Origin of the sequence: Hansschlegelia sp. (assembly GCF_035538955.1) — a bacterium.
GTDB lineage: Bacteria > Pseudomonadota > Alphaproteobacteria > Rhizobiales > Methylopilaceae > Methylopila.
Genome location: NZ_DATLJK010000015.1, coordinates 252941 through 267120 on the forward strand (window position 1 = coordinate 252941; position 14180 = coordinate 267120).

General features: G+C 70.4%; 12 protein-coding genes. 10 read left to right on the plus strand and 2 right to left on the minus strand.

Features of this window, described 5'->3' with window-relative positions:
- Window positions 1-15 precede the first annotated feature (15 nt).
- The 10 genes from VM780_RS13140 to typA all read left to right on the plus strand — a co-directional run bounded on the left by VM780_RS13140 (window position 16) and on the right by typA (window position 10726).
- Entirely contained in the window at window positions 16-618 is a 603-nt protein-coding gene (locus VM780_RS13140) for a malonic semialdehyde reductase (RefSeq protein ID WP_325448027.1), read from the plus strand.
- 80 nt (window positions 619-698) lie between these two features.
- A complete protein-coding gene (tsaB, locus tag VM780_RS13145) occupies window positions 699-1376 on the plus strand; it encodes a tRNA (adenosine(37)-N6)-threonylcarbamoyltransferase complex dimerization subunit type 1 TsaB (RefSeq protein ID WP_325448029.1) in 678 nt (225 codons plus the stop codon).
- Window positions 1373-1885, plus strand: coding sequence for a GNAT family N-acetyltransferase (locus VM780_RS13150; RefSeq protein WP_325448031.1), 513 nt, complete (start codon window positions 1373-1375; stop codon window positions 1883-1885). The genes tsaB and VM780_RS13150 overlap by 4 nt, the downstream gene beginning before the upstream one ends.
- A 149-nt stretch (window positions 1886-2034) precedes the next feature.
- Window positions 2035-2412, plus strand: a complete 378-nt coding sequence (locus VM780_RS13155) for a Fur family transcriptional regulator (RefSeq protein ID WP_325448790.1) — start codon at window positions 2035-2037, stop codon at window positions 2410-2412.
- 2 nt (window positions 2413-2414) lie between these two features.
- Complete coding sequence (locus tag VM780_RS13160) at window positions 2415-3245, plus strand: lysophospholipid acyltransferase family protein (RefSeq protein WP_325448033.1); 831 nt, start codon at window positions 2415-2417, stop codon at window positions 3243-3245.
- 9 nt (window positions 3246-3254) lie between these two features.
- Window positions 3255-3962 carry a sulfate transporter family protein gene (locus tag VM780_RS13165; protein WP_325448035.1) on the plus strand — a complete coding sequence of 236 codons (708 nt, stop codon included), beginning with the start codon at window positions 3255-3257 and terminating at the stop codon, window positions 3960-3962.
- A 101-nt stretch (window positions 3963-4063) separates the two neighbouring features.
- Window positions 4064-6358 (plus strand): penicillin-binding protein 1A, encoded by a 2295-nt coding sequence (locus VM780_RS13170; RefSeq protein WP_325448037.1) that lies wholly within the window; start codon window positions 4064-4066, stop codon window positions 6356-6358.
- Between the two features lie 99 nt (window positions 6359-6457).
- Complete coding sequence (locus VM780_RS13175) at window positions 6458-7690, plus strand: argininosuccinate synthase (RefSeq protein ID WP_325448039.1); 1233 nt, start codon at window positions 6458-6460, stop codon at window positions 7688-7690.
- Between the two features lie 25 nt (window positions 7691-7715).
- A complete protein-coding gene (locus VM780_RS13180; RefSeq protein ID WP_325448041.1) occupies window positions 7716-8777 on the plus strand; it encodes a hypothetical protein in 1062 nt (353 codons plus the stop codon).
- A gap of 122 nt (window positions 8778-8899) precedes the next feature.
- A complete protein-coding gene (gene typA / locus VM780_RS13185; RefSeq protein WP_325448043.1) occupies window positions 8900-10726 on the plus strand; it encodes a translational GTPase TypA in 1827 nt (608 codons plus the stop codon).
- Between the two features lie 64 nt (window positions 10727-10790).
- Here typA and VM780_RS13190 read toward each other — a convergent pair whose 3' ends face one another.
- Window positions 10791-11684 (minus strand): transglutaminase family protein, encoded by an 894-nt coding sequence (locus VM780_RS13190; protein ID WP_325448045.1) that lies wholly within the window; start codon window positions 11682-11684, stop codon window positions 10791-10793.
- Complete coding sequence (locus tag VM780_RS13195; protein ID WP_414652823.1) at window positions 11681-14173, minus strand: circularly permuted type 2 ATP-grasp protein; 2493 nt, start codon at window positions 14171-14173, stop codon at window positions 11681-11683. The genes VM780_RS13190 and VM780_RS13195 overlap by 4 nt, the downstream gene beginning before the upstream one ends.
- Window positions 14174-14180 lie beyond the last annotated feature (7 nt).

The window sequence follows — 14180 nt, forward strand, 5'->3', positions numbered from 1 at the left end:
GCCAAGGACGAACCATTGACCGGACCCCATCGCGCGCCGCTCGACGACGCCGCCCTCGACACGCTGTTCCGCGCCGCCCGGACCTTCAACGCTTTCCACCCGGAGCCCGTGTCGGACACGACGCTCCGCGCGCTGTTCGAGCTCGTGAAGATTGGGCCGACCAGCGCCAACGGTCTGCCGGGCCGCTTGGTGTTCGTGACCTCCGAGGAGGCCAAGGCGAAGCTCAAACCGGCGCTCTCGGCCAACAACCGCGACAAGACCATGGCCGCGCCGGTCGTCGTCATCGTCGCCCATGACATGCGCTGGCTCGACAACCTGCCGCGTTTCTTCCCGCACACCGACGCCAAGAGCTGGTTCGAAGGCAACCAGGCCCTGATCGAGGAGACCGCGTTCCGCAACGGCACGCTGATGGGCGGCTATCTGATCCTCGCCGCCCGCTCGCTCGGCCTCGACTGCGGCCCGATGTCGGGCTTCGACAAGCAGATGGTCGACGAGGCGTTTTTCGCGGGGACGACCTACAGGACGAACTTCCTCGTCAATCTCGGCTATGGCGATCCGCAGGGCGTGAAGGAGCGGCTGCCGCGGCCCGACTTCGACGAGTTCTGCAAAATCGTCTGAATGAGCGCCGGCTGAGGCTGTCGCGGCCGCCCGCCTGAGGCTCGGCTTCCGCACGGGCCGAAACCTGCTACTCAGCCCGCATGCGCGTGCTAGCGATCGACACAGCTCTCGGGGCCTGCTCGGCCGCCGTCGTGGACACGGCGGGCGGCCCCTCGCACGTCGTCTCGCTCGAGATGACCCGCGGCCACGCCGAGGCGCTGATGCCCGAGGTGAAGCGCGTGCTCGACGCCGCCGGCGGCCTTGCGGGCGTCGAACGCGTCGTCGTGACGGTCGGGCCGGGCAGCTTCACCGGTCTTCGGGTGGGGCTCGCCTGCGCGCGGGCGATCGGGCTCGGCGCCGGCCTGCCGGTCGTCGGCGTCACGACCCTCTCGGCGCTCGCCGCGCCGGTGCTCGACGGCGGCGACGGCGCCACGCCGGTCGCGGCCGCGATCGACGCCCGGCACGGCCGCGTGTTCTTCCAGGCGTTCGGCGGCGACGGCCGCTCGCTGGTGTCGCCGCGGCTGATCGAGGCGCGCGAGGCCGCGCGGGCGCTCGGAGAGGGTCCGGCGCTGGTCGTCGGGTCGGGCGCGGACCTGGTGATCGCGGCCGCCGACGACCCCAGCATCCGAAAGGCGGAGGCGCGGCACGAGGCGCCGGAGCCGGTCTGGCTCGCGCGACTCGGGGCGGCGTGCGATCCTGCCGAACAGCCGCCGCGTCCCCTCTACCTGAAGGCTGCGGACGCGCATCCGCAGCAGGGCGGCCGGATCGCGCGCCGGTGAACGAGACGTCGATGTACTGGTGGTTCTGGGACGCCTATCTTTCGCGCTCCGCCGCCTGGGCGGTCGAACCGGCCGACGCGGGCGACGCCGACGAACTCTCGGAGCTTCACCGCGCGGCCTTCGCCCGCGGCTGGAGCGTCGACGAGATGGACGCGCTGCTGAACGACCGCGCCGTGATCGGCTGCGTGCTGCGGCGCGAGGGCCGCGAGCGGGCTTTCGGCTTCGCGCTGTCGCGTGTCGCCGAGGACGAGGCCGAGGTGCTGTCGGTCGCGGTCGCGGAGGCGCGGCGCGGCTCCGGCGGCGGCGCAGCGCTGTTCAGCCATCACCTCGGCAGGCTTTGCGGCCGCGGCGTGCGCCGCATCGTGCTCGAGGTCGACGAGGAGAACGCCGCCGCGCTGGCGCTCTACCGCCGCTTCGGCTTCGCCCAGGTCGGGCGCCGGCCGGCCTATTACGCGCGGGCGGACGGAACCCGCGGCGCCGCCAAGGTGCTCGCGCTGGAGTTGCCCTGAGGGGGCGTGTTTACGCCGCCGCGCGCCGCTCCTATAAGCGAACACTGATGGCCATGTCGCCCTTGAGGGCCGCGAGACGACCGGGGACGAGGCCCGAAGTGTCAACGCTTAGAACCGATTCCATCGAGCAGCTGTGCGCCGCCAAGGGCATGCGGATGACCGAGCAGCGCCGCGTCATCGCGCGCGTGGTCGGCGAGGCGGACGACCACCCCGACGTCGAGGAGCTCTACCGCCGCGCCTCCGCAGTCGACCCCCGGATCTCGATCTCGACGGTCTATCGGACGGTGAAGCTGTTCGAGGATTCGGGCATCATCGCGCGTCTCGACTTCCGCGACGGCCGCTCGCGCTACGAGCCGCAGCCGGACGAGCATCACGACCATCTGATCGACCTCAGGACGGGCAAGATCATCGAGTTCCGCGACGAGGCCATCGAGGAGCTGCAGGCCGAGATCGCGCGGCGCCTCGGCTACCGGCTCGTCGACCACCGGCTCGAGCTCTACGCCATCCCGCTCGACGACGAGGGCTAGGCTTGGCGCACAGGCGGCTCCGCGCGGCGGCCTCTGCGGTCGCGCTCATCGCGACCGTCGTGACGCTCGCGCCCGTTCAGATGCTGATGCTGCGCCTCGGGCGGCCTTCGGCGGAGACCATTCCGTTGAGGTTCCACCGTCTGGCGCTCAGGATCGTCGGCATGCGGGTGCGGGTGATCGGCGCGCCCGCCGGCGCCCGGCCGCTGCTGATCACCTCGAACCACTCCTCCTGGCTCGATATCCCGGTGCTCGGCTCGGTCTGCCAGATGTGCTTCGTGGCCAAGTCCGAGATCGCCGACTGGCCCGTGTTCGGGTGGCTCGCAAAGCTGCAGCGCTCGATTTTCGTCGACCGTTCCCGCCGCAGCGCCACCGGGAACGTGAACCGCCGGATGGCGGAGCGGATGGCGGCCGGGCAACCGGTCGTGCTGTTCGCCGAAGGCACGTCGAGCGACGGCAACCGCGTGCTGCCGTTCCGCACCGCGCTGCTCGGCGCGACGCAGAACGCGCTGCTCGCAGGCGGCGAGGCCGCAGCGGTCTGGGTGCAGCCGGTCTCGATCGCCTACACGCACCGCAACGGCCTGCCGCTCGGGCGCCTCGGCCGTCCCTTCGTGGCCTGGTACGGCGACATGGGCTTCCCGCAGCACCTGTGGTCGATCCTGCGCGACGGCGCGATCGACGCGACCGTGACCTTCGGCGAGCCGATCGCGGCCGATCCGGCGACTGACCGCAAGCGCCTCGCCGCCGCGGTCGAGCGCGAGGTCCGCAGGCTCACCAATGCGGCGCTGCTCGGCCGGCCGGACGCGCAGGTCCGCTCGCCCGACGACGCGGCCTGAGCGCCGCCGATGTGGGACGCGGCGGTCAAGGCGGCGCGGCAGACCTTCTCGCCCGAATTCCGCGTGGTGCTGTGGAAGTCGATCGGGATCACGCTCGCGCTGCTGATCTTCGGCTGGTTCGCGCTCGAGGCGGCGGCCGAGCGCCTCGTCACGCTGCCGAACCCGACGGCGAACTGGATCGCGCATCTGCTCGCGGGCCTCGGGGCGACGTTCGGGCTGTTGTTCCTGGTGACGCCCGTGACCGCGATGGTGGCCGGGCTGTTCCTCGACGACATCGCCGGCCACGTCGAGCGCGCGCATTACCCGAACGACCCGCCGGGGGTCGCGCTGCCGTTCTGGCGCGGGCTGCTGCTGTCGGCGCGCTTCGCCCTGCTCGTGCTCGGGCTCAACCTGCTCCTGCTGGTGTTGCTGTTCCTGCCGGGGATCAATCTCGTCGCCTGGCTCGGCGTGAACGGCTACCTGCTCAGCCGCGAATATTTTGCGCTCGCCGCCATGCGCTTCCGCAGCGAAGCGGAGGCGACGGCGTTGCGCCGCCGTCACAGCGGCAAGGTGTTCCTCGGCGGCCTTCTGGTGGCGGGCCTCGCCGTGATTCCGTTCGCGAACCTGCTCACCCCTCTGTTCGCAACGGCTTTCTTCGTCCACCTCCACAAGCAGGTGGCGGCAAGCGACGCCAAACGCCTCGGAACCCAAGGGGCGGACCGGCGTTTGCGCCCGTAACGGCCCTTAAACCTGCCGCATTCAAAGTCCAACCGATGGAACATGGGACGGTCGCTCCCCAGGAGCGGCCGCGGCGTGCGGCGTGACGAGGCTTTGGCGAGATGGGCATCGGACGGGGGCGGGAGGAACGACGCGAGCCGCGCTTCGACGTCAGGCCCGACGCGCCCGACCTGCGCCTCTCGCCGGACGATCGCCCGACGGCCGGGCCGGCGCGAGAGCCGGAACGCGCCTCCGGTCGCGAGGAGCCGCTGTTCGACGCGCGGCCGGAGGACGGCCGCCGGGAGCCTGGCTTCGGAGCGCCGCGCGATGACGCCCCCAAAGACCCTCCGCGCGAAAAAATCTCCTACTGGGACTGGGTGATGGGCCGCAGCCGCCCTGCGCGCAAGCGCCGCGAGCCGAGCCGGCCGCCCCGTCGACGGCGCAGCTTCATCGGCCGGTTCATCGCGCTCGCCCTGACGCTGTGCCTGTTCGGCGCGGTGGGCGCGGGCGGCGTGGTGGCCTATTACGCGTCCCGCCTGCCGCCGATCCAGAACCTGGAGGTTCCGAAGCGGCCGCCAAACGTCCAGATCGTCTCGTTCGACGGCAAGCCGATCGCCAACCGTGGCGAGACCGGCGGGGCCAGCGTGCCGCTGTCGGAGATGCCGAAATTCGTGCCGCAGGCGTTCATCGCGATCGAGGACCGGCGGTTCTACGATCACTGGGGCGTCGACGTGTACGGTCTGGCGCGCGCGCTCAAGGCCAACATCGAACACGGCGGCGTGGCCCAGGGCGGCTCGACGCTGACCCAGCAGCTCGCCAAGAACCTGTTCCTGACGCCGGAGCGGTCGCTCGAGCGCAAGGTTCAGGAGGCCGTGCTGGCGTTCTGGCTCGAGCGCAAGTTCGGCAAGCAGAAGATCCTCGAGATGTACCTCAACCGCGTCTATTTCGGCGCGGGCGCCTATGGGGTCGAGGCCGCGGCCCAGCGCTATTTCGGCAAGTCGATCCGCAAGGTGAACATCACCGAGGCGGCCATGCTGGCCGGGCTGGTGAAGGCTCCGTCGCGGCTGTCCCCGAGCCATGACCCGGAGGCCGCGCGGGCGCGCGCCGACGTCGTGCTGCGGGCGATGGCGGACGAGGGCTACATCACCCGCGACCAGGCCCAAGCGGCGTTCCGGGCCTCGCCGCCCTCGCCGCAACCGAAGCCCGAGGGCGCGGTCGGCTATGCGGCCGACTGGGTGATGGATCAGCTGGACTCGCTGGTCGGAATCTATGACGAGGATCTCATCGTCCAGACCACGATCGACCCCGCGCTCGAGGCCGAGGCCGAGCGCGATCTCGCCGACGGCATCGCCAAGCGCGGGGCCAAGCTGAAGGTGACGCAAGGGGTGCTGGTCGCGCTGGAGCCGGACGGCGCGGTGCGCGCCTTGGTCGGCGGCAAGTCCTATGCGGAAAGCCAGTTCAACCGCGCGGTGGAGGCCAAGCGCCAGCCGGGATCCGCTTTCAAGCCGTTCGTCTATCTCACGGCGCTCGAACTCGGGCTCAATCCGGACTCGATCCGCGTCGACGGGCCGGTGCAGATCAAGGGCTGGAACCCGGAGAACTACACCCGCCGCTACGCTGGCCCGATGACGCTCACCCGCGCGCTGTCGCAGTCGATCAACACGGTCGCGGTGCGGCTCGGCGTCGAGGTCGGCCCGGAGAACGTCGTCAACACGGCGCACCGCTTGGGCATCACCTCGCAGCTCGCGCCGAACCCGTCGATCGCGCTCGGCACCTCGGAGGTCAGCCCGCTCGAACTCGCGACCGCCTATGCGCCCTTTGCCAATGGCGGCTTCGAGGCGAAGCCCTACATCGTGCGCTCGGTCAAAACGGCGGACGGCGAGACGCTCTACCAGCGGCGCGTCGACCCGCCCAAGGAGATCGTCGACCCCGAGCGGGTCGGCATGATGAACGCCATGCTGCAGGAGACGCTGCGCTCCGGCACGGCGCGTTCGGCGAAGCTCTCCGGCTGGCCGGCCGCGGGCAAGACCGGCACCAGCCAGGAGTTCCGCGACGCCTGGTTCGTCGGCTACACCTCCCGCATGGTCACGGCCGTCTGGCTCGGCAATGACGACAACAGCCCGACCAAGCACGCCTCCGGCGGCGGCCTGCCGGTCGAGATCTGGAGCCGCTTCATGACGCGCGCCCATGAGGGCGCGGAGGTCGCCGCGCTGCCGGGCGACTGGAGCCCGCGCGTCGCCGGCTATGAGGAGCAGCCGGGCGACGTTTACCAGACCGGCCCCGGCCAGGGCCCGCCGCCGGAAGAAGAACCCTATGCGGGCGATTATCCGCGCGACGGCTACGTCGTCCGCGAGCGCCGCGCCCCGAACCCCATCCGCGAGCCGCTCGGCTTCCTGAAGAAGCTCTTTGGCGGCTGACGGCGAGACCCCGCCGCCCTAGGCAGGACGCCTGCTTGCCTCGCGGCCCTTCATGACTAGAGTGCGCCGCGCTCGCTCACCCCTCTTCCGGACTCCCCGATGACCGAACCCAAATCCGTCAAGAAGGTCGTGCTCGCCTATTCGGGCGGCCTCGACACCTCGGTGATCCTGAAGTGGCTGCAGACCACCTATCAGTGCGAGGTCGTGACCTTCACGGCCGATCTCGGCCAGGGCGAGGAGCTGGAGCCGGCGCGCAAGAAGGCCGAGCTGCTCGGCGTCAAGCCGGACAACATCTATGTCGACGATCTGCGCGAGGAGTTCGTCCGCGACTACGTGTTCCCGATGTTCCGGGCCAACACGGTCTATGAGGGCCAGTATCTGCTCGGCACCTCGATCGCCCGGCCGCTGATCGCGAAGCGGCAGATCGAGATCCTGCGCGCGACCGGCGCGGACGCGGTCTGTCACGGCGCGACCGGCAAGGGCAACGACCAGGTCCGCTTCGAGCTGTCCTATTACGCGCTCGAGCCGGACGTCACCGTGATCGCGCCCTGGCGCGAATGGGACCTGACCTCCCGCACGAAGCTCATCGAGTTCGCCGAGCAGCACCAGATCCCGATCGCGAAGGACAAGCGCGGCGAGGCGCCGTTCTCGGTCGACGCCAATCTGCTGCACTCCTCCTCCGAGGGGAAGGTGCTCGAGGATCCGAGCCTGCCGGCCCCCGAAGACGTCCACATGCGCACCATCGCGCCCGAGGATGCGCCCGACGAGCCGACGCTGATGTCGATCGACTTCGAGCAGGGCGATGCAGTCGCGGTCGACGGCGAGAAGCTGTCGCCGGCCGACCTGCTGGCGCGGCTCAACGCGCTCGGCAAGGCTAACGGCGTCGGGCGGCTCGACCTCGTCGAAAACCGCTTCGTCGGCATGAAGTCGCGCGGCGTCTACGAGACCCCGGGCGGCACGATCCTTCTGGCGGCCCATCGCGCGATCGAGTCCATCACGCTCGACCGCGGCGCCATGCACCTCAAGGACGAGCTGATGCCGCGCTATGCGGAGCTCATCTACAACGGCTTCTGGTTCTCGCCTGAGCGGGAAATGCTGCAGGCCGCGATCGACCTCAGCCAGAAGGAGGTCTCGGGCCGCGTCCGCCTCAAGCTCTACAAGGGCAACGTCATCGTCACCGGCCGCGAGAGCCCCAACTCGCTCTACGACCAGGAGCTGGTGACCTTCGAGGACGGCGCCGTGGCGTATGATCACCGCGACGCGGCGGGCTTCATCAAGCTCAACGCGCTCCGCCTGCGCACGCTCGGCGCGCGGCGGCGGCGCGGCGCCTGAGCGCGGTCGGTCTCCGCCCGCTCCGATGATCCTCGACCTGCTCCGCCGGAAGCCGCCTGCGACCACGGAGCGGGTCTGCTATCTGCACATCGGGCCGCACAAGACCGGCTCGACCTCGATCCAGCACGCCCTCTACGTCAATGCGAAGCGCCTGGGGCGGCTCGGGCTGTATTACCCGACGACGCTCGGGAGCGAGGGCAGGCGGCGGCGCAACCACACGCCGCTCGCCCGCAAGACCTATCTGCGGCTGCCGGGCGAGCTTCGCGACGCCCCGGTGTGGGACGAGTTCAGCGCGCTGCTCGCGGAGACGCCGGGCTCGATCGTCGTCTCCAGCGAGCATTTCGCGATCCTGCTGCGTCGGGACCGCTGGTTCGAGCGCATCATCGGCTTCTTCGAGGAGCACGGTTTCCGGGTGGTGGTGGTCGCCTTCGTGCGCGACCAGCCGATCTGGATGAACTCCTGGTACACGCAGGACCAGAAGAACTTCGCGTCGCGCCGCAGCTTCGCGGAGTTCCAGGCGCATGTGATCAAGCGCGGCTACATGGACCCGTGGGCGTTCCTGAAGCGCGCCATCGAGCATCCGCGGATCACGGTGCGGCCGATCTCGTTCGAGCGGGCCGTGAAGCACGGGCTCGCCCGCAGCGTGCTCGACGCCGTCGGCGTGCCCCACAGCTTCAAGCTGGAGGAGCCGCCGCGGATCAACCCGAACTTCGGCGTAAAAGGCGTCTTCGCCGCACAGGAGATCATGCGCCGGGTCGACGTCCGCATCCGGTCGCTGCCGAACTACATCGACCTCTACGAACACTTCCTGAAGCTGATGGAGGGCCGCGGCTGGGAGGCGGTTCCCTATGTGGGCCTCACGGAGGAGCGCTACCGCGCGATCCGCGAGCGCTTCGCGCCCGCCAACGAGGCCTTCGCGCAGGCCTATTTCGGCTGCTCCTGGGCGGAGCTCTGCCCCGAGCGCCGCTACGAGCCCTCCGTGTTCGACTTCGAGGCGGCGTCCGAGGCGGACCGGGCGGACGTCCTGGAGGTCGTCGAGGAGATGGTCGCACGGGTGCAGGCGAGCCCCAAACCCGCCGCATCCTGAGCGGCTTTCTGCGCCAGCCCTTGCGTTTTGCGGCCTTCTCCCGCATCTGTTGCGCCGCACAGCAGACAATCTGATCGAAGGGCGGCCCGCGCGGCTCGCGGGCCTTGAGGCACGTCGTTTCCATGAAACTCCGCAACATCGCGATCATCGCGCACGTCGACCACGGCAAGACGACCCTGGTGGACAAGCTCCTGCAGCAGTCCGGCTCGTTCCGTGAGAACCAGCGCGTCGCCGAGCGCGTGATGGACTCCAACGACCTCGAGAAGGAGCGCGGGATCACCATCCTGGCCAAGGCGACCTCGGTCGTCTGGAAGGACACGCGCATCAACATCGTCGACACGCCCGGCCACGCCGATTTCGGCGGCGAGGTCGAGCGCATCCTGTCGATGGTCGACGGCGTGATCGTGCTGGTGGACGCCGCCGAAGGCCCGATGCCGCAGACCAAGTTCGTGGTCTCGAAGGCGCTGAAGATCGGCCTGAAGCCGATCGTCGCGGTCAACAAGGTCGACCGGCCGGACGCGCGCGCCTCGGAGGTCATCAATGAGGTGTTCGACCTGTTCGCGGCGCTCGACGCCACCGACGAGCAGCTCGACTTCCCGATCCTCTACGGGTCGGGCCGCGACGGCTGGCTGAACCATTCGCCGGAGGGCCCGAAGGACGAGGGCTTGGCGCCGCTGTTCGAGCTGGTGCTCAAGCACGTGCCGGAGGCCAAGACCGAAGAAGGTCCGTTCCGGATGCTCGGCACGCTTCTGGAAGCCAACCAGTTCCTCGGCCGCATCATCACCGGCCGCATCATCTCCGGCACGGTGAAGCCCAACCAGACCGTCAAGGTGCTGTCGCGCGACGGCCAGTTGGTCGAGACCGGCCGCGTGTCGAAGATCCTCGCCTTCCGCGGCATCGAGCGCACCGCGATCGACGTCGGCGAGGCGGGCGACATCGTCTCGATCGCTGGCCTGGTGAAGGCCTCGGTCGCCGACACCTTCTGCGATCCCGCGGTCACCGAGCCGATCCAGGCGCAGCCGATCGATCCGCCGACGGTCTCGATGAGCTTCATCGTGAACGACAGCCCGCTCGCCGGCACCGAAGGCGACAAGGTGACGAGCCGCGTCATCCGCGACCGCCTGCTCAAGGAGGCCGAGGGCAACGTCGCGCTCAAGGTCGAGGAATCCAAGGACAAGGACTCGTTCATCGTCTCCGGCCGCGGCGAGCTGCAGCTGGCGATCCTGATCGAGACCATGCGCCGCGAAGGCTTCGAGCTCGGCGTGTCGCGACCGCGCGTGGTGATGCAGCGCAACGAGGCCGGCGAGCTGGTCGAGCCGATCGAAGAGGTCGTGATCGACGTCGACGAGGAGCATTCCGGCATCGTCGTGCAGAAGATGTCTGAGCGTAAGGCCGACATGCTCGAGATGCGCCCGTCGGGCGGCAACCGGCTGCGGCTGGTGTTCCATGCGCCGACGCGCGGCCTGATCGGCTATCAGGGCGAGCTGCTGACCGACACCAAAGGCACGGCGATCATGAACCGCCTGTTCCACGCCTACGGTCCCTACAAGGGCGAGATCGCCGGCCGCACCAATGGCGTCCTGATCGCCAACGAGCCGGGCGAGGCGGTGGCTTACGCGCTCTGGAACCTCGAGGACCGCGGCCCGATGATCATCGAGCCGGGCTGGAAGGTCTATCAGGGCATGATCATCGGCATCCACAGCCGCGACAACGACCTCGAGGTCAACGTCCTCAAGGGCAAGAAGCTCACCAACATCCGCACCCAGTCGAAGGATGAGGCCGTGCGCCTCACGCCGCCGATCCGGATGACGCTGGAGCGCTCGCTCGCCTGGATCCAGGACGATGAGCTGGTCGAGGTGACGCCGAAGTCAATCCGCCTGCGCAAGCGCCTGCTCGACCCTAACGACCGCAAGCGCGAAAGCCGCAAGGCCGAAGCCGAGGTGGCGTAACGCCGCCTCACGCCGCGCGGCGACCTCTCCCCAACAGGGGGGAGGCCGACGCTTCGGCCTGGCGTCAGGCTTTCCTGACCCGTTCCCCGACCGGAACGACGTCCACCGAGTGGCTGGTCTTCTGCGGGCCGGCGGTCAGCACCACCCCGTCGATCGGAGCGACGTCCGAATAGTCGCGCCCGATCGCCACCACCACATGGTCGTCCAGCACCGTGACGCCGTTGGTGGGGTCAAACCCCTGCCAGCCCATGTCGGGGCCGAGCCAGACGTCGACCCAGGCGTGCATTGCGTCGGCGCCCTCGAGCCGCGGCCGGCCCGGCGGCGGCGAGGTCCTCAGGAAGCCGCTGACATAGGCGGCCGGCACGCCGACGCCGCGCAGCGCTGCGATCATCACATGCGCGAAATCCTGGCAGACGCCCTCGCGCTTGGCGAAGGCCTCCTGGAGCGGCGTGTCCACCGTGGTCGCGCCGGGCGCGAAGGTGAAGTCCGCCTTCATGCGGCTCGCAAAGGCCAGCACCGCCTCGCCCGCAGGCGCGGCGGGGTCGATCAGCTCGCGTGCATAGGCGCTGACCGCATCGATTCTCCGCGCGATCCGGCTGTCGCCAAGAAAATGCATCGGTCCCGTCGGCCCGGTCTCGCGGTCGGCGGCCGCGGCGGCCGCCAGATCGGCGATGGTGGGGGTCGCCTCGAGATCGGGCAATGCGCGCCGCACCTCGACGCGCGCCCGCATGGCGACCGAGAGCGCCTCATGCTCCGGCAGGATCAGCAGCTGGTCGAGCGCATTGCCGAAGAAGTCGAGCTCGCGCCCGGCCTCGTCCGGATGCGGCGCGACCGTCACGCGCGCCGTGCGGACGCTCTGGCCGTCGAGCTCCCGCGGGCGGACCCGCAGGACGTGGCGGGCGTCCTTCACGGCGGCCGGGTAGTCGTAGGCGATGTTGAGCGTGACGTCGTAGATCATTCGGCTTCAGGCCGTTCGCCGCGCGCCGTCGGCGCCGCGCTGAAGAACTGTTCGCCCAAAAGGTCCGAGATGTCGCCGAGATCGGCGGCGACGCGCGCCAGGAACAGATGGCTGAGTTCGGCCGGGTCGGCGGTCGCGAGCCGCACCTGAAGCCGCGCGGCGCGGCGGGAGACCGCAGCGGGCGTCTCCCCGCGGCGCATGCCGGGGAGCTCGTCGAGCAGCGTCTTGAAGCCGTTGACCTGAAAGGCGATCGAGCGCGGATTGAGCGGGTCCAGCACGATCAGGTCGATCACCGTCTCGCGCGACAGCGTCACCGAATAGCGCCGGCGATAGGTGATCCGGCTGTCGGCGAATTCGAGCAGCGCCTCGAGCGCCCCCTCGGGCGGCTCATCGCGGGTCAGCGCCGCGGCCAGCCGCGCCGTCAGCTGGCCGCGCTCGAGCAGCCGGCCGGCTTGCAGGAAGCGCCAGCCGGTGAACTGGTACATGTTCTCGCGGACCAGGCCCGTGAAGCCCGACAGCCGGATCAGGACTTCGCTCGCGAGTCCCGGCAGGTCGTCGGTCTCATCACGCTCCAGCCGCCGCTCGATCAGGTCGACCAGCTCGCGCAGCACGCGCCAGCCGTCGGGCGAAAAGCGGTCGCGGATGCGCGAGGCCGTTTCGAAAGCCGCGCGCACGCGGCGCAGCAGGCCCTCCGCAGGGTCGCCGAGCGCGGCGTCGACGCCGATGCCGGCGAGCAGCTCGCCGACTTCGGCTTCGAGCGCGCCGCGCCGCTCGCCCTCCGCGAGCCGCGCCGCGTGCAGCCGCACCAGCCGGGTCGCCGCCTCGGCGCGCTCCACATAGCGGCCGAGCCAGAACAGATTGTCGGCCGCGCGCGCCGGCGGGGCGCTCGGCAGCCGGCGCGCGAAGCCGGACGTGGCCTCGAGCAGGGAGACCGGCCGCTCCGGCCGGTCGGAGGTCACCCAGACGTCGACCGAACGGCCGCCGGACTGCATCGTCACCGCAAGCGGATCCGTCGAGCTCGCCACCCGCGCGAAGCCGCCAGGCATCACGCTCCAGCCATTCGCGTGGCGCGCCAGATAGACGCGCAGCGTCACCGGTCGCGGCTCCAGCCTGCCGTCGACGAACATCGGCGCGGTCGAAAGCCCCACGAGCTCCTGGCCGACCACGCTCGCCGGGTCGTTCGCCAAATCGTCGAGCAGCCGGTCCGACGGCGCGCGCCGCATGCCGAGATCGAGCGGCCGGCGATGCTCCTCCTCCTCGACGGTCTGCGGGAAGGCGCGGGCGATCGACAGTCGCTCGAGATGTTTTGAGACGTAATCCCGCTCCGCCTCCTGGCCGCACCACCAGGTCGCGACCGTCGGCAGCCGCAGCTCCTCGCCGAGCAGCGCACGCGCGAGCGCCGGCTGGAAGGCGAGCAGCGCGCGGGTCTCCAGGATTCCGGAGCCGAGCGCGTTGACCATCTCGACCGCGCCCGCCCGCACCGCGCGCGCAAGCCCCGGCGTTCCGATGCGCGAGCGCGCATGCAGCTCGAGCGGATCGGCGAAGTCGGCGTCGAGGCGGCGCCACAGGACCCGTATGGGCTTGGCGCCGTCGACCGTCTTGACCACCACCGAGGAGCCGTGGACCGCGAGGTCGCCGCCCTCGAGCAGCAGGAAGCCCAGATAGCGGGCGAGATAGGCGTGCTCGAAATAGGTCTCGTTGTGCGGCCCCGGCGAGAGCACGCCGACTCGGGCGCCGCGGCCGTCGTCGAGCGCGTTCAGCGTCTCGCGGAAGCGCTGGAAGAAGCCAGCGAGGCGCTGGATCTTGAGGTCGCGGATCAGATCGGGGAAGGCGCGCGAGGTCGCGACCCGGTTTTCGAGCGCGAAGCCGGAGCCGGACGGCGCCTGGGTCCGGTCGCCGAGCACCCACCAGCGGCCGTCCGGGCCGCGGCCGAGATCGACCGCGATGAAGCGGATCAGCGGCGAGCCGGAGGCCGCCTGGTCGGCGAGCGGCCGCAGGAATTCCGGGTTGCGGCCGAGCAGCGCCGGCGGCAGGACGCCGTCGCTGATCAGGCGGCGCTCGCCATAAAAATCTCCGAGCAGCTTTTCGAGCAGCTGCGCGCGCTGCTCGAGACCCGCCGCGAGCTCGGCCCATTCCCGCTGGGCGATGATCAGCGGCGGCTGCGCGAGCGGCCAGGCCCGTGCGTCCTCGCCGCGCTCGGCACCGCCATAGATCCGGTAGTAGACCCCCGCCTCGCGCAGATACTGGCCGGCGCTGGAGAAGCGCCGCTCGCGCTCCGGCTCGTCCATCGCGGCGAGCGCGGCGATCAGCGCGCGGTAATGCGGGCGCACCGCGCCATCGGCGTCGACCGCCTCGTCGAACACGCCCGCCGGCGGGCGGTAGCCGCGCAGCAGGCCGGCGGCCGGCCGCTCGTCGGCAGCGGCCAGCGTGGCGTCGGCGGTTGAGGGTCGGGGCACCGGTGCGGGCTCCAGGGCAAGCGGGCGCATCATGGCGCCC